Source organism: Bacteroides sp. OF03-11BH (assembly GCF_003604005.1).
GTDB lineage: Bacteria > Bacteroidota > Bacteroidia > Bacteroidales > Bacteroidaceae > Bacteroides > Bacteroides ovatus.
Genome location: NZ_QTMW01000027.1, coordinates 34,504 through 52,963, shown reverse-complemented (window position 1 = coordinate 52,963; position 18,460 = coordinate 34,504). Strand labels below are relative to the sequence as shown.

The window sequence follows — 18,460 nt, the reverse complement described above, 5'->3', positions numbered from 1 at the left end:
CAGCTTACTTTGCGTCACGAGAGAATGAATACGGGAAGTCTGATTCGTTGATACCTCTTCCCTTATTCGGTTTGTTATCCATATCAAACACCAGACGACCGCCTTTCAACAGATCGAAATGGTTCAGATAATTCTTTGTATAATTCTTGCCATTATAATTCAATGAACGAATATAACGATTATCATCGTTATTCTTCGGGGCGGAGATTTCCAGTTTCTTGCCGTTCTCCAGTGTAATCGTTGCTTTCTTGAAGTAAGGAGCTCCCATTACATATTCATTGCTGCCGGGACATACCGGATAAAATCCCAATGCAGTAAATACATACCAAGCCGAAGTCTGACCGTTATCTTCATCTCCACAATAACCGTCCGGAGTAGGAAGATAGAGGCGGTTCATCGTCTCACGCAACCAATATTGGGCTTTCCAAGGTTCGCCAGCATAGTTATACAAATAGATCATGTGCTGGATAGGTTGGTTGCCATGTGCATAGTTACCCATGTTAGCAATTTCCATTTCACGAATCTCGTGAATCACTCCTCCATAATAGCTATCATCAAATACAGGAGGAAGATTGAACACAGAATCAAGCATACTGACAAACATCTTCTTGCCGCCCATCAGATCAACCAGTCCTTGTACATCGTGGAATACCGACCATGTATAATGCCAACTATTTCCTTCCGTAAAGGCATCTCCCCATTTAAAAGGATTGAAAGGAGTCTGGAAAGTTCCGTCGGAATTCTTTCCCCGCATCAACTTAGTTTCTGGATCGAACAGATTACGGTAGTTCTGACTCCTTTTCTTATAAACATCCAGTTCTTCTGCCGGACGACCTAATTTTTCACCCATACGGTAAATGCACCAGTCATCGTATGCATATTCCAATGTGCGTGCCGCATTCTCATTAATTTTCACATCGTATGGCACATAGCCCAGTTTGTTATAATATTCATATCCACGGCGTCCGGTAGTAGAAACTTTCGGATGTACGCTATTGGCCCCTTTCAGTAGACCTTCATACATTTTTTCTGCATCCGCTTTGGTTATATTCTTCATGAAAGCATCCGCCACTACAGAAGCAGAATTGTTCCCAACCATGCAACCACGATGGCCCGGGCTGGCCCATTCAGGAAAGAATCCACTTTCAAGATAGGTATTCAACAGACCTGCCTGCATCTTCTCACCCATTGAAGGATATATCAAATTAACAAATGGAAACAAGCAACGGAAAGTATCCCAGAATCCAGTGTCGGTAAACATATATCCCGGACGGATTTCACCATTATAGGGGCTGTAATGCACAGTTTCCCCCTTACTGTTTACCTCGTAAAACATACGGGGAAACAACACCGAACGATACAAACAAGAGTAGAACGTACGCATACGGTTCTCATCGCTGTCTTCAACCTTGATACGCCCCAGGACATTGTTCCATGCCTTACGACCGGCCTCTTTTGTCTGTTCAAAGGTCTTATTACCAATTTCTTTCAAGTTCAGTTCAGCCTGTTCAGGACTGATGAATGAGGATGCCACCTTTGCATGTACCTGTTCTCCTTTCTTCGTTGAAAATCCGATAGCAGCACCCACGTGATTGGATTGTAGTTCGAGATGTGTTTCAACCAAATGATAGTCTGCCCATACTTTATTGAAAGTAAAAGGCTTGTCGAACTCTATCACAAAGTAATTCTTAAAGTTTTGAGGAACACCGCCACTATTGCGTGTCGTATAACCAACTATTTTATTTTCTTCGGGAATCACCTTCACATACGAACCGCGGTCGAAAGCATCTACCACCACATAGGCATCGGAGGTTTCAGGGAAAGTGAAACGGAAATATGCGCAACGTTCCGTCGGAGCTATTTCAGTTGTCATGTCATACTCTGACAAATAAACACTATAATAATAAGGAGTGGCTTTCTCTGCCTTATGAGAGAACCAGGAAGCACGACTGTCCTGATCGATCTTCAACTGTTTAGTCATCGGCATGATTGAGAACTGACCGTAGTCATTGATCCACGGACTAGGCTGATGGGTTTGCTTGAAACCTCTGATTTTGTCGGATGCATAAGTGTAAGCCCAACCGTCACCCATCTTTCCGGTTTGTGGCATCCAGAAGTTCATTCCCCAAGGCAACGCGATGGCAGGATATGTATTCCCATTAGATAGTGATATTTTCGAATCAGTTCCCATTAAAGGATTCACATAGTCTACCGGTTGCTTTTGTGCAAAGGTAGAGGAAACTCCCAATAGCAGGGCTATTGCGAAAGATAGTAGTTTCTTTTTGTTCATGGTCTACGAATTAAACTATTAATACTAGATTATCAAGTCTTTTTTATTTATGTTACAAATTAAAGCATCTTTCAGCAATTATCAGTCCTCTGATACGCCAAAATAAGAAAAAATAGCAGTATAGTCAACCAAAGGAAACGAGTGTCAACGAGAGTACAAGTTAAACAACTGAGAATCAAAACATAATATTTATGTGTATACAATGAGAGTACAACCGAAAGACTAACCGTTTAAGCAATAGAGAGAGGATAATTAGCCTTTACCCTCTCTCCAATTCTATCAGAAACAAATATTTATTATTACCTAATTAATTCCATCCCGGGTTCTGATGTCCTTCCAACGCAGGATTAGCCTGAATTTCATCTAACGGGATAGGCCATAACAAAGCATATTCAGGAATGGCACCGGCTCTTGTGCTTCCATCTGGCTTGTTTTGGATTTGAGCCGATGCAAGAGCAGTCCATTTCAATTTTCCTGATTCGGTAGATGCTTCCGGATACAAACGAGTACGGCGAATGTCGTCCCAAATCTTAAATTCCAACGGTAACTCATGCAAACGTTCAGTCAAAATCGATTGTATTAAATCGTTTCCTGTAGCCGTCTCATCTGCCAATCCAGCACGTTTACGCACTTGATTGAGATAATATTTAGCTCCACCGACAGCATTATCTTCATGATTTGTACGTGCCAGACCTTCGGCCGCAATCAGCAAGACTTCCGCAAAACGGAATACCGGCATATTATAATCACCGTCGTGGCCGCTAATCAAAGCATTTTCATCAAACCATGCCCAGTTGCCTGCATTATTCAAAGTATGAGTATTTCCTTCAGCATCGGTATATTGCTTAAAGAAGAACTGTTTCTCATGTCCTCGAATATCATTAGAGGCATAGCTGTTAAGCAACATATCACAGGGAAGGTATGCATTATACAGCACGTCTCCTCCCGGATGGAACACTCCCCATTGGAAAGCATCTGTACCAATAGAACGACAAGCATAAGAGTTACCTACACTATAATCACTATAATTATATTCTTTAGCATAAATGATTTCTGCAGAACTTTTCGTAGTCTTGATTACATTATATGCCGAGCTCAAATCATCAGTCGTTCCATTTGGATGAATAAGTTCGTGAGGACTATCATTGATCACTTTCAAAGCCATCTGCGCTGCTTTTCCATAATAGTCTGTTCCACCGTTTAACGGTGCACCAGCCCATTGCAAATAAACTTGTGCCAGCAAAGTCTGCGCCATTGCCCTAGTGACATAACAGCCATTATCATAAAACGTTTTATTCGGCAATGCATCCCCGTTGACAATATCCAGCAAGTCGGCTTCAATTTTCTTATAAACCTCTTCAGCAGAAAGACGTTCTTTGTACATACCTTCTGTAGATGTGTAAGGTTCTGAAATATAAGGAACACCACCAAATTCTTTGACCAGCCAGAAATATCCATATGCACGGAAGAATTTACCTTGAGCCACATAATTATTAATAGTAGCTTCATCCAGCACACCGGTCATTGTCGGAATATTGGCAATAACAAAGTTGGCACGTGAAATACCTTTATAAAACTCATGCCAGTATTTCATTGCAATATCATCAAAAGATTCAATATTGAAATTACACCCTTCGGATGCCGTAGTAAATGTTCTATCCTTACGCTTATCAACGTACAATCCGGACACAATACCACCCCACATTGTCGCTTTAGGAGTCCAGCCACCGCCTACATCAGTGTTGTGTAAATAAGGTACACCACCGAAATACAATGCGTTCACACCCGACTCCGCATCAGCTTTCGTCTTCCAGAATTGGTCAGATGACTTCATATCCAATGGTTCTTCTTTCAGGAAATCGTCGCATGAATTCAGCAACACAGAAAGTGAACACATACAAAATGCAGATATATATACTTTTAATAGTTTCATAATTCTTATAGTTTTTATAACGGTGAATTAAAATGCTACATTAAGACCGAACGTAAACGTTCTCGGACGCGGATAGGTGAAGAATTGGCGGTTAGCCCCCCATTTGTTGTCACCTAAACGAGATGAGTTATCCGGATCATATCCGTTATAGTCCTTAGAAGTAATCAGGAATGCGTTATTCACATTCGCATACAAACGCAATGAAGACAGACCGATCTTCTTAATCAGTGTCGGATTGAAGGTATATCCGAGCTGAATCATGTTACAACGCAAATAAGAACCATTGCAAACCCAGTCATCATCTGCCTGGTTATTAGCTCCCTGACCAAAGTTATTCAGACGAATTGCCTGTTCTTTACCCGACGGATTGAGAGTTGGATGCCATGCTTCCTTATAAAGACGGTCTATACCGTTAGTTAGGAAACGGGCTACAGTAGAGTGATAATATTCTTGCATCACGTCCACCCCCCATGTAAACTGGAAGTCTAAAGTCAAATCAAATCCTTTATAATTGAAGGTATTGATGAATGAGCCCATCCAGTCAGGTAATCCGTTACCGATAATTTCGCGTTTCTTATAAGTTACCTTTTCACCAATAGTGGAAGGTATGTTCATTGTCTCCGGATCCCAGTTAGACGGAATACCATCGTAAATACCGGCACGCTTATAACCATAGAAAGAGGAAAGCTCTTCACCTTCACGAATCAACATATCGTAACCCACAAAACCGTCGGTCGTAATCTGACGCTTACCGGTGACAGGATCAACAGATGCACTTTCATCCAACTTCTCTACACGGTTTTTGTTGAAACCTAAATTAAGAGTGGAAGTCCACTGGAAATCATGTGTCTGAATAGGATATGCTGTAACCAGAATATCTACACCACGATTGGAAACGGCTCCAATATTATCCATAATGGAAGAGTAACCTGTTGATTCAGGAACCGGACGGTCGAGCAACAAATCCGAAGTATACTTATAATAATAGGAAATATCGAAATTCAGTCTGTTATTGAATAAACCCAACTCGAATCCTAAGTCCCACTGTCCTGTCTTTTCCCATTTCAGGTCCGGATTAGGCATATTGTCCAGATAAGACACTACATGCAGAGCATCACCAATGATCGTATTCGACTGGCTCACCGTAGCCAATGATTTATATGTACCAATTTCCGAATTACCTGTCAGACCGTAAGAAGTATGTAATTTCAGCTTGCTGATCAATGAGTTATCTTTCAAAAAGTCTTCATTAGAAATCATCCAACCCAAGCCGACTGACGGGAAAAATGCATATTTATTGTTCTGTCCGAATTTGGAAGAGCCATCATAACGACCGGTTACGGTAGCCATATACTTGTTGTCATAAGAATATGCCAGACGCAAGAAATAAGAGTTCATCGCCCACTTGTCGTAATCATTGCCTACAGAAGGACGGTTCGTTCCGGAACCTAAATTATAATATCCGTAGAAGTCATCAATATACTTACTGTCGGAAGCTTCGAATTTGGTATAATTATACTCTTGCCAAGACATACCCGCCATTGCATTAATGTGATGTTTGTTTATATCTTTCACATAAGTCAAATAGGTTTCTTCCTGCCAATACAAAGAGTTGGAGTTATTTGCAGAAGCTGCTCCCTCGGAACTTTGATTAATCATCGGACGCGGAGTGAACGGCGTATAGTTAGCATCACGATTATTGTGGTAGTCGATACCGAACTGGGTCTTCAAATCCAATCCTTTCATGAGATGGAAAGTCAAAGCAGCATTACCAAAAATCTGCGTACGATATTGCATAGCCTGCATCCGTTCGAGCAACTCAACGGGATTACCTACACCTTCCGGGCTGAATCCTTGTTTTCCGCTATTAGGATCAGTCTGATTATTGAGAATAGAGCTTGTATTAATAATGTTCGTCTGCGTATATTCACCATCCAGCTTAACCGGTAAGAAAGGCAACTGTTCGATCATCGTACGCAATGCGCCTTGTCCGTAAGGGTTATCAGAAGTTCTATTACCCCAAGTATGATTTACTAATAAATTAGCGGAAGTAGACAGCCAATCAGTCGGTTTGTCATCATACGCCAATTTTGCATTGATACGTTTGAAGTAAGAATTCAACAAAATACCCTGTTGATCGGTATAATTGATGAATGCTCCGATAGAAGATCCTTCTCCTGTACGTTGGATACTGATCTGATGGTTATGAGAGATGGCAGTGCGGGATGCTTCATCCTGCCAGTTGGTATTATATTTCGGAGAACCGTCTGCATTGAACAAACGTTCGTCTGTGAATATCTGTGACAGATCAGTTGTGAAGTTCTTGCCTTGAAATTCGTTGGCATTTTCCAATCCCTGCTTGAAGGTAGACATCCATTCGTTAGCATCCATTACATCTATTTTTCTAGCCATCTTACCGATAGACAATGAACCATCATAGGAAACATGGACTCCTTTTCCTGCATTACCGCGCTTGGTAGTCACCATGATAACACCATTCGCACCACGGGCACCATAGATGGCAGCAGAGGAAGCATCTTTCAATACTTCGATAGATTCGATATCATTCGGATTAAGCAATTCGAAGTTTGACATCACCACTCCATCTACTACGTACAGCGGTGATGCCGACGCGTTGATAGTAGAAATACCACGAATGATGACACGCGATTCTCCACCCGGCTGACCGGTATTAGAGAAGATATTCACACCGGCCACTTTACCCTTCAATCCGTCAAGCGCATTGAATGATTGTGCTTTCAGCATGTCTTTACCTTTGGCTGTGGAAATGGAACCCGTCAAGTCTGATTTGCGCATGGTACCATAACCTACAACGACTACTTCGTCCAGTGCTTTCGTATCCGATTGCAGAACTACGTTCAGAACATTACTCTTTAATTCCGAGACTTTAAATTCTTGTGTGATATAACCAATATACGAAAACACCAAGGTGGCATTGGAAGGAACAGAGAGAGTGTATTTACCGTTAATGTCAGTGATTGTTCCTGTACTACCGTTTTTAACTTTCACCGTACCACTGATAACCGCCTCTCCCTGATCATCGGTTACCGTACCGGAGATTGATTTTACAGATTGAGCATTCATGCCCAAACTCAACATCATACCTATTACAAATAAGGTAAGATACTTTAGTTTTTCATTCATAATTCCTTTAAATTTGATTAGTAATAAGGTTAATTCCCTTTAAAAAGATTGTTGCAAATAAAGGCTATTCGAATAAAAGTCCAATGCTCTACCTTGCCAAAAAAACGGCAAAATAAAGACACATATCTAAAGCACAGAATGGTAAATTAGAGCACAGATTAACACACTAATAATCAATACAATAAAATCGACAAAAGGAATTTAGAGCACAAGGTTGTGACAAACAAATAAATAATAATGTTTCCCAACTAATCACCTATACGAAAGAATTTAACCTGACAATCAGCATACCTTTCGCTGTTCCCGATAATCTTTCGGTGTCATCCCGAACCGACGGGTAAACTCTTTATAAAAATAAGACCGGCTGGAAATACCGACCTCCATAATAACATCTTGAATAGAAAGTTCTTCATCAAGTAACAGGCGGGCTGCCTTTTCCATACGGTAACTCTTTATTAAATCACCGGGAGCAGTATTGGAAATTTCCTTGAATTTACGATAGAACTGACGGGAACTCATTGCCATACGATCAGCGATCAACGTTGAGCCCAGTTCTTCCTTGTCCAGGTTTTCTTCAATCACCTTTAACAATTTACGAATAAAATCAGCTTGTTCGGTAGTTGTACAGACAATCTGTCCCGCCAAATCTCCCAGTTCCTCCATATATATCTGCTTCGCTTCCCGCTTTCCATAAATAGCATTATGGACAACTTCCCGCAAGAATAATATATCATAAGGAAGTACAATATAAGAATCAGACCACAAGATCAGTTCCCGCTGAATGGCCGAACCAACTTTCCAGGTTAACAATGGAATAAAAGCTGTCTTTGAAAGCAGAGTACGATTCCGGCTAACATACTCCATAAAAGTACTTTCAGCATTGGCATACATTGTCATATCCACTAATAATAGAGCCGGAGCCGACCGACGAATTTCGTCAAAAGCAAGCTGCACACTCTTTACTTGATGAACCACGTATTCATCAGCCAGGAAATTACTAATCAACCAAGTCATTTCATCTCTGTCTTCCAACAAAAGCACAGTTTTTTTCCCTTGTTCACCTGCTACTGTCAAGACCGCCGGTTCAAAGATAATCGTCAACCGACTACCACTCTCATCATCATCATAACGAAGAACGGCATGAATACGTTCCAAAGCTGACCGTACAAAACCTAAAAGTAAATGCACAACAAACACATGATCGGAATCTTTCTCCGTCACTGAAGAAGCTTTATCTGAAAGATATTCATACAACGCTTTCGCAGTAGCATCTTTAGAAGAAAAATGTAGCTGCATCTTACCATCCTGTTCTGACATTTCTACTATTACGCCATGAGTACCCTTCATTTCAGTAATCCGGAGATAGCAGCAATAAAGAATACTGTATAACGCATTCTTGTAAACTGGAAATGTTAAGTGTTCCGGAATCATTGACGATATAGAAGAATGATCAATCCCTTGTTCTTCCAACGTACGCAACACCTCTTGAGAAACTCCCTGTATACTCATACGCGCAGAAACAATAAACCGATCCGGAAAGAATTGTTTAAGTTCTTCCAAAAACAGAGCGTCAGGATTAAGAAGTGCGCTCATCACAGTTTCGCGTATCAGTGACACTTTCTCAAGACATTGCTCATAAGAAAGATTCTCTGCACGCAATTGGTCACAATAATTATAAATAAGAGTAAAATCTTCAAGCATCCTACGGTTTGTATATACAGTCTCGGATTTCCGGCAACTTTCTGTCCCCATCAGTGTTTTCATCATCCGTTCCTGAAGGTAGTTTTTACGTAGCAAATATATCACGTACCCTAACAACAACAAAAAAATGATCAAATAAACAAAATAAGCCGCCACCGATCGATACCAGGGAGAAAGGATATATACCGGAATAGAAAAATGCCGATATTCTGTATCAAATACATCCCTCTTATAGCGTACCTTAAAGATATAATCACCTGCCGGCACTCCTGTATATGAGGCTTCATTAATACTACTAAAAGAGGTCCAATCCTTATCATATCCTTCCAACTGGTAAGAATATTCTATATCTTCTCCTGATAAAAAATCCGGAACAACAAAAGAAAGTGCAAATGAAACCTCCGTCCCCTTCAACTGTAATGCCTTACCATCGTCTGTATAGTAATCTCCATCCCCCTGAACCACTTGCGTATGTCCAACAGTCAACTTACGTAACAAAATATCCGGATAAAATTCCGGAGCAGCCTGCACCTCTTTATCCAAATAAAGCAACCCGTCAATCCCACCGAAAAAAAGCTCCTGTGTATATGGACACATGTAATAAGCATCATCACTAAACTCACCGATTTGAACACCTGCACTGTAAAAGTAGGCATGTGATGAGCCATTTATCGGATTATATTTAATCAGCCCCCGATTCGTACCAAGCCATAAGAGTCCGTTCTCATCTTCAAGTACACCATGAATCATATCATTGAGCAAACCTTGCTCCCGTCCGATATAGGTAGCTTTCATCTGTTTGCCATTAGAATTCAAACATACCAATCCTGATGTTGTCCCTACATATAACAACCCTTCTTTGGTCCGATACAGGCTGAGCACATCGTCTACCGACTTATGAAGCATTTCTTTCAAAGAAATCACTTTATATTCTTCAGTCCGCTTATCAAACCGTACGAGTCCTTTCTCCCGACTGCCAAGCCACAAAATAGAATCCCCTTCGGGCAACATTGGATAGAACATCGTAATTTCTCGCTGACCGTGAAAAAAATGATAACTTTTCTGCGACTTGAAACGAATGGTACCTGCCTGCTTCTCAAGTATTAATTTATGAAAACCGGAACCGGCTGTCACCACATAAAGTACACTATCATTTTCCTCATAAATGCCATGTATCTCGGTGGGTTGTGCCGGCAGATTCTCCACAGAATGCAAAGCTTTGTCTTCAAAAGAATAGTAAAATAGTCCCGGATCTCCAGATCCTATCCAAAAGCCATCCATATAACGGCTTTGAACCAATTTATAAACAGGAAATTCTTTATTCCATCGTATATAAGACACAACATTTTGCTTTCCTTCAGGAGAGTAAACTGTAACGGCAGAAGCCTCCTCATTCTCACGATAATCCGGTATATGCAGCAGTCCATCACCTTTCGTCCCGAACCATAGTCCACCACTATCGTCTGTCATAACAGAACGTACCTGCCTGCTTAAGTTAGATGACAGTTGATTGAGCATCAAATTGGTGGCAATAGAATATTTCTTAGCATACATAATCGTTCCTTGTCCGTCCGAAGCAACCCATAAGACATTCTGATGAGGATCTCGATAAATACTATATATACGCACATTCCGGTCGACCACTTCTTCTTTATATTTTTGTGAAGTACGGAGACGGACTAACCCATTCGTTCGAAAACCAATAATAATATCTTCATAGAAAAGGGCTATTCCTGCAATAGTTCCATTCTTCTGCACTAATGAAGAAAGGTTACGAATATAAATTTTAGATTGTCGGGAAATATCATAAACATAAAGATCATGCTCACTATCGATGAAACAAAGAACGCCATTCTGATAAAAGACATCTTCAATAGGTTTCGCATGAAAATTAGTAGATAAAACAGTTGAATGAATTGATAATGTGTCACAATCAAAAGCATCCTGCGAAACCTGTAACAGCTCCCCTGTTTGTTGAGTGAAAATCCACAAAACACCATCATCCGTGACGAACGCCCGTTTATCCATATCCTCTACGGGTACTTTCAGATTCTTAATCTGTACAAATCGTTTATAAGATGTATTATAGTAGAAAATTCCACCATGACTCACCACCCATGTGTTTCCTTTAGAATTGGAATGTAGATAATAATCATCTGTAAAGTCATAATATCCGACAACTTGCCGTGAATCCTGTGAAAGACGATTGATCCCCAAATGGGTAGAAATCCACAAACAATTATTATCCGCCTGCTGAATAGAATGGATTACGTTGTTACTCAAAGCCTTGGGAGCTGAAAAATCGGAACGGAAAACTTCCATGCTTCTGCCGTCATAACAATTGACGCCATCGTAAGTACCGAACCACATCAACCCTGTATTGTCTTGAAAAAGACAAAGCACAGCGCTATTAGATAATCCTTGCTGATAATCTACTTTCCGGAAGATATATGAATCTTTACCGCCATCTGCCTGACAGATCAATGAATAAATCAATAGAACAAAAGGAAAAATCAAGCGCATTTTCATTGTGTTAATCATTAATATCATCTATTAAATATCAGGCAATCGCTTATATGTTTTGTTTCGCAGTGCGAAAAAAATAGCCATTAATAATCGATGTCTTTAATTCTCTTTACACAAAGATACGTTTTTATACGGAAAATGCAACTCTATTTTATCAAGTACCTCTATTTTTCAGCAACTACTTCACTACTAATTCGCACAATCCAAGGATTCCGCCTCTTTCATTCTTGCCAATTCCCATCCGCGAAACAGCCAATCTTTGCCTCCGTCTCACCACCCCACACCGGAAAAAAATCCTGCCAATTAAAATTATCTGATACAAGAATCCATCGGCTGTTTGAACAACGAACACTGAACCATAATCTACTTTTGAAAAGAAATAAGTATCATTATCAGCTACGGCAGCCAACGATCCCATCATTATAAATAATGCAATCAGTTTTATTTTCATGTCGTACGTTTATCAATAAGCTGTTCAAAACCTGTTAGGTCTCTTGCTGATACTGTTACGGACATTAGCAACATTACTGGCAACACTTGTACTGTTTGTATGTTTTTCAATTTATTAGTTCCTTCCTAGTCTCAACAGAAGTGTATACACAAAAGAAGCGCGAGACCGCTAAACTTATATCCAAGTGCAGGTTCTGAACTACCTCTGTGTTGGATACAAGCAAAAACAGCTCACGCCCTTGACTGTATATCAGTACCTAGATGCAACATACAAACCAAAGGAAGAACGTTTTGTTTATTTCCTCAACACAGCTCGAATTGTCCAGATTCGCACTTGAGAAAAAGCACTAAACGCTTCCTTAATAATAAAGACGCCTCAAAGAACAGTACAAATATACTACAATTTTCCCTCAATTGTGCTTTTCATATATCAATTCTGTATAATTAAGCCATGTGTTTATCATTGATATAAGACCTATAAACCTTTGTATATCACTAACCTCCTTATACTATATCTATTCTAACGAAGTAGAGAAGTAAGCTATATAGATTAGTTTCCTCTCAATACTGCTTACTTCTCATGTAATCTATTAATAGAAAAGTTGCTCTTGATTAAGTCCAAACTTTCTTTTTATTAACAGTAAAGTTGCTTTTCATCCCTTCCAATCTATAAATGCAAGCTTCATTTATAAAAACAAAGGTTCCGTTTTTAAAAACAAAACTTGCATTTATAAAAATGAAGCTTGCATTTTAAGTTTGTAAATAACAAAAGAGAAGTTTACTATTGGACGAAAGGAAGTTTAGACTTAATCAAAAGAAACTTTATTGTTAATACTCAAGGAGAAGAGTAACTATCATTATTCAGTGGATATCATCCTAATAAAAAGTCTCGTATATCAATGAGACAACTTATTCAGTTATCTTTATGATATACGAGACTCAAATGTTATAAATAAAATCCTATTTTACAGGATATTATTTTGCTAATTCATTAATCACATCCATTATCTTCTGACCGATTTCCTCGGCAGCTTCCATAGTAGAAGCTTCACTATACACACGGATGATCGGTTCTGTATTACTCTTGCGCAAATGCACCCATTTGTCGGCAAAGTCTATTTTCACACCGTCGATATCGTTGATTTCTTCGTTCTTATAGATTTCCTTCACTTTGGCAAGGATAGCATCTACATCGATTTCCGGAGTCAAGTCTACACGGTTTTTAGCAATGAAGTAAGGAGGATAAGTAGCACGGAGCTCGCTAACCTTTTTTCCTTCGTGAGCCAGATGGCTAAGGAATAATGCGATGCCTACCAATGCATCACGTCCGTAGTGACTAGCAGGATAAATTACTCCACCATTTCCCTCACCGCCGATAACGGCATTGGTTGCTTTCATCTTCGTTACAACATTTACTTCGCCTACGGCAGAAGCGCTGTATTCCATTCCATACTTGCGAGTTACATCACGCAAAGCACGAGTAGAGCTCAAATTAGAAACAGTGTTACCGGGGGTATGTTTCAGTACATAGTCGGCAACAGTAACCAGTGTATATTCTTCACCGTACATTACGCCATTCTCGCAGATCATTGCCAGACGGTCAACATCGGGGTCTACAACAAAAGCTACATCGGCCTTTCCACCTTTCATTAAGTTCATGATGTCACCGAGGTTCTTTTCAAGTGGTTCGGGGTTGTGCTGGAAGTTTCCGGTAGGTTCACAGTAGAGTTTCTCTACATGTTTCACACCTAAACGTTCAAGAAGTTCGGGAAGAATGATACCGCCTACAGAGTTCACACAGTCAATCGCTACACGGAAATTGGCTTTCTTGATAGCTTCTACATCTACCAGGTCGAGAGCCAATACACTGTCGATATGTTTCTGATTATAAGTCAGGTCTTTGCGGTAAGATCCCAGATGGTCGACATCGGCATAGTCAAATTCTTCAGCTTCAGCAATACGAAGTACTTCGTTGCCTTCGGCTGCATTCAGAAATTCACCATGTTCATTCAGCAATTTCAGTGCGTTCCACTGTTTCGGGTTATGAGAAGCTGTCAGGATAATACCGCCACAGGCGCCTTCCATTGTTACAGCAAGTTCTGTGGTCGGGGTAGAAGCAAGATCAATGTCTACTACATCCCAGCCCATTCCCATCAATGTGCCGACTACTACGTTTTTTACCATTTCACCGGAAATGCGGGCATCACGTCCCACAACAATCTTATTACTCTTTGCCTTGCAGGTTCTACGAATCAAAGTAGCATAAGCCGAGGTGAATTTTACAATGTCAAGCGGGTTCAGTCCTTCTCCCGCTCCTCCGCCGATAGTTCCGCGGATTCCAGAGATAGATTTGATTAGAGTCATAGGTTCTTTAGTTAAAGATTTGATTTATCTAATGTTAGTGCTTTAGCTTTTTGCTTTCTCGAACTTCCGGATATCATAGAAATAAGGATTGACATATTGTTGTGCAGTTGTATGTCCCATCTTAGAAGGCACAATCAGGCGTACATGGGCATTATTACGCAAATAAGGTAAGGCAATCAGCCATCCGGATGGAATTGCAGTTCCATAACCTTTACTATTCCATAATAAATCGTAATCCAAACTACCGGATAAAACGATTCCATAAACAGTAGACGTGTTTTGCACATAACGGAATGTTAATGGAAACTTATAATAATCAGGAACATCCATCCATCTTTCCAAAGGAACATTGAAACATGTAGTATCTCCTGTCATCATATCCTGTTCTACATAGCGGGTACAAATGACATTATTGTTAGCAAAAGTATCTACCTCATTAATAACTTCAACTCCATTCTTATCCTCTTTTCCTCCACGATCTACGATCTGCATATATACGCCATTGGAGAAAGCAACGTATTCGTCATATCCATTCCCCGCTTCTTTAGAAGCTGTAATCGTATCCCGTTCAAACTCTTCCAATGAAATGACACGAATATCATTATCTTTGATGAACTTATTCACCGCATTTTTCTCGTCTTCCAGCATTTCTGCATAAGTCTTCGAATTGTCGCATGCCTGGAACAGACTTCCGGCGGTTAACAAAGAGAGAAATAAAAATACAAGTTTCTTCATTATCTGTTATTTAGCTATATTCCGCACAAATGTATCTCAAAATCATTAAAAGTTGAAAGGGGGAAGTTGAAAGTTCGTATCTTTTAACCTTTCCATATTCACTTTTAACCTTCCATCTTTAGCTTTTCGCTGTTAGTAAAGGTTTATATTTCTCAAGCGCCTTTTCAAAGACCGCTTTTGCCTCTTCCATCGTTCCGAAAAATTCACCGCCTGAAGCATTCAAGTGACCTCCTCCATGGAAGAATTCGGCAGCTAACTGATTGCATGGGAAGGTTCCTACTGAACGAAGGGATATTTTAATCATCGGTTTCTCGGTATCTTCCCTCAAGAAGCAAGAGAAACAGACATTTTTAATGGAAAGGGGAATATTAACAAAGCCTTCGCTATCGCCTTTTATATAGTTAAATTTGCTTTGCTCTGCTTTTGTCAGGGTGATTAGAGCCGAATTAGATTCCGAATACACAGTCATGTTCGATAATACATATCCCATCAAACGTAAACGGCTCTCCGAATAGGTGTTGTACACCTTACGATAAATATCATCTTTATCGATTCCTTTAGAAAGGAGTTCGCTAATGATAAAATAAATCTCCCGGTTGTTCGAGTTATAGGTGAACCCACCGGTATCTGTCATCATCCCTGTGTAGATACATTCTGCGCCTTCCTTAGAGATATCACTGAAATATCCCATACGGCAGATGAGACGGAATATCAGTTCGGAAGTAGAAGATATTTTGGGATAGGACATTACTATCTTACAGAAATCTTCGGGATATAAATGATGATCGATCATTATTTTACGTGCCGGAGAAGCGGCCACAGCATCTGCCATATCGTCGATACGCTTCAGTGCATTGAAATCGAGGCAACAGATGACATCTGCTTCGGCGATCAATTTATCTGCAAAGTCTTTGTAACGGTCATACAGCAGGATATCCTTACTGCCCGGCATCCACCGCAGAAAATCGGGAAAAGCATTCGGCACAATTACGTTTACTGTTTTCTCTTGTGAATCTAAAAAATGATATAATCCCAGTGAAGAACCGATAGCATCGCCGTCAGGAGAAACATGAGATACAATTACTATTTTGTCAGCTCGTTCAAACCATTTGGTGAAATGATCTATTTTGGCTTGTTCAATTACTTTCGTCAACATACTCTTATACTTTATCAAGGTGCAAATGTACGATAAATCTTTGTACTTAGAGCAAAAAGCGGACAGAACCTTCGTCGGATAGCGAGATAAACCGCAGACCGGATTGCTTGCATTCGCTTTCAAGGAGGTGTCTGCGGTATTCCGAGAGAGATGCGTCCAATATGACGTAAGAGATAGAAAAGATTCGGGTGAGCTCTTCCAGATGTCCGTCATATCCTTTGCATAAGTAAAGATACTGAATATATAACGGAGAAACGGTGGTTTTGTTCCGCCAATGGTTATCATTTATTACACAAATATGACAGCCATGATAGGATATAATCTGCTGCTGACGATTAAGTTCCATATACCGGCAATCGGCAGTTATTTCTTTGGGAGGCAGAAGATGATGATGCTTCCAATAGTTAGCAGCCATGCGCTTCAGACGTTTTTCATTGGAGATAGTATCTACATAGTTTATCCAGGAACGTCCATCGCTCTCAATGCAATGTACTGCAGGGCAACCGCGCACGTTATAAAAGACCAGGCTTGTCCGGGGACGATCTAGCCAATATAATGTTGAATGATAAGTCCCCAGTAATAAGATAGAAAAAAGACAAATCAATAAATTCCGGTATCGACGGTTCATGAAATAATAGGTTAACAAAAAGCCAACGATATAGATACCCAATATTTCTGACTGATAAAGCCAGATTCCATCTATAGAAGCGTAAGGAAGCTGTTCCACCCATCGGACGAAGAAATTAAGTCCTTCCAATAGTTTCTTAACACCTTCGGCCACTACGATCTGAAGCCACGAAAGAGGAGTCAGAAGAAGCATAATGACAGCAGCATACAGGATAATCGTAATGAAAGGAATAACAACCAAGTTCGTCAATAGAAAATGTACAGAGAACCGGGAAAAATAAAACATAACAAGCGGAGCCGTTCCTATTTGTGCAGCAACAGACACACTCATCAGTCCCCAAATATATTTTCCTATTCTACCTTTCACCGTAATCAGGTGATAGATTGGTTTTTGAATCAATAGGATGGAAGCAACAGCAAGGAAAGAGAGCTGGAAACCAACATCAAACAACCATGCCGGATTACAGAATAGCATCAACCATGCAGCTGCCGCCAATGTATTTAGAGATAGCGGTTGGCGACCAACCATATCTGCCATTGCTAAAATTGAAAACATACTGACCGAGCGTACTACCGAAGGAGAAAGTCCTGTGAAAAAGGCAAAAGCCCATAATAGGATAAGAAGAAGAACAGAACGTATAACTCTACCTATATTTCCTCTTCGGGCAATAGGTTTCAGTATGAAAAAGAGCAATGTATATAAAAGCCCGATATGCAAACCGGATAGAGCTAGAATATGACTTGCACCGGCCACCGAATAACTCTCACGAACCGAATCACTTAATTCCGTTTTGTCTCCTATGGTCAGTGCTGAAAGTACAGCCAGTTCATCGCCGGAAAACCCTAGTTTCTGATAAAGTGAAATCATCTTTCTTCGGCAAGAGCTGGCTATACTTTTGAGATCAAGGTTATTCATTCCGTCCTGTTTTGTCCATTTCCCGGATGCAACATATCCTGTTCCACTGATTCCTTTCCGCATCAGGAAGCGGGCATAATCAAATTCATCAAAGTTGCGATTGTTGAAAGGGGGAGAAATACGGGCAGAAATCAGCAGTTCATCTCCACTTTTCAACCGGGTGACGGCCGAATCTTGCTGTAGATAAAGGATTGCAGTACGTTCTATCGGATATGTGCCGGCAGTATCACGACGTTCCTTTAATAATGTCTGGCAGAGGTAGGTATGTTCTTTCGCTTGAGGTGCATCCGTTATTAAAACCCGATACACTGTTTCTTCTTCCGGAAAAGAGTAGACAGCGTGTTGTAATTGCCAAGTTATTCCAAGCCATCCTCCTATAAAACAAAGGATAGAGACTGCTAATCCAAAACACCATCGCAAAGAATGGCGTTTCAGGAAATAAAGCACAAATAATAAAGCAATACAAAATCCAAGGGCTAGAATACTCCAAAAAAGTTCCCATGAACGGTCAAAAAAATGATCTCCACAAAAAACGCCTGTTATCCAAGGGATAATCAGGCGTATATAGGGATATCGATGGATGTAAAAAGTACTCAA

The 18,460-nt window shown here is 40.3% G+C and carries 9 protein-coding genes; all 9 read right to left on the bottom strand.

The annotated features are described in order from the left end of the window. Window positions 1–4: 4 nt before the first annotated feature. The 9 genes from DXA54_RS18280 to DXA54_RS18240 all read right to left on the bottom strand — a co-directional run bounded on the left by DXA54_RS18280 (window position 5) and on the right by DXA54_RS18240 (window position 18,460). A complete protein-coding gene (locus tag DXA54_RS18280; RefSeq protein WP_120080251.1) occupies window positions 5–2,290 on the bottom strand; it encodes a GH92 family glycosyl hydrolase in 2,286 nt (761 codons plus the stop codon). 307 nt (window positions 2,291–2,597) lie between these two features. Continuing rightward, on the bottom strand, window positions 2,598–4,223 hold the full coding sequence (locus DXA54_RS18275) for a RagB/SusD family nutrient uptake outer membrane protein (protein ID WP_120080249.1): 1,626 nt from the start codon (window positions 4,221–4,223) through the stop codon (window positions 2,598–2,600). Window positions 4,224–4,250: 27 nt separating this feature from the next. After that, window positions 4,251–7,388: a SusC/RagA family TonB-linked outer membrane protein gene (locus DXA54_RS18270; protein WP_004311032.1), complete on the bottom strand. Its 3,138-nt coding sequence runs from the start codon at window positions 7,386–7,388 to the stop codon at window positions 4,251–4,253. Window positions 7,389–7,670: 282 nt separating this feature from the next. Next, the gene (locus tag DXA54_RS18265; RefSeq protein ID WP_120080271.1) at window positions 7,671–11,630 is read right to left on the bottom strand and encodes a helix-turn-helix domain-containing protein; all 3,960 of its coding nucleotides are present in this window, start codon (window positions 11,628–11,630) and stop codon (window positions 7,671–7,673) included. Window positions 11,631–11,793: 163 nt separating this feature from the next. After that, complete coding sequence (locus tag DXA54_RS18260; RefSeq protein WP_004305439.1) at window positions 11,794–12,066, bottom strand: hypothetical protein; 273 nt, start codon at window positions 12,064–12,066, stop codon at window positions 11,794–11,796. 974 nt (window positions 12,067–13,040) lie between these two features. Continuing rightward, a complete protein-coding gene (glmM, locus tag DXA54_RS18255) occupies window positions 13,041–14,429 on the bottom strand; it encodes a phosphoglucosamine mutase (protein ID WP_004305440.1) in 1,389 nt (462 codons plus the stop codon). 42 nt (window positions 14,430–14,471) lie between these two features. Next, window positions 14,472–15,164: a DUF4827 domain-containing protein gene (locus DXA54_RS18250; RefSeq protein WP_004305441.1), complete on the bottom strand. Its 693-nt coding sequence runs from the start codon at window positions 15,162–15,164 to the stop codon at window positions 14,472–14,474. A 118-nt stretch (window positions 15,165–15,282) separates the two neighbouring features. Beyond that, window positions 15,283–16,320, bottom strand: a complete 1,038-nt coding sequence (locus tag DXA54_RS18245) for a DHH family phosphoesterase (RefSeq protein WP_004297310.1) — start codon at window positions 16,318–16,320, stop codon at window positions 15,283–15,285. A 46-nt stretch (window positions 16,321–16,366) separates the two neighbouring features. Then, the gene (locus DXA54_RS18240) at window positions 16,367–18,460 is read right to left on the bottom strand and encodes a ComEC/Rec2 family competence protein (RefSeq protein WP_004305442.1); all 2,094 of its coding nucleotides are present in this window, start codon (window positions 18,458–18,460) and stop codon (window positions 16,367–16,369) included.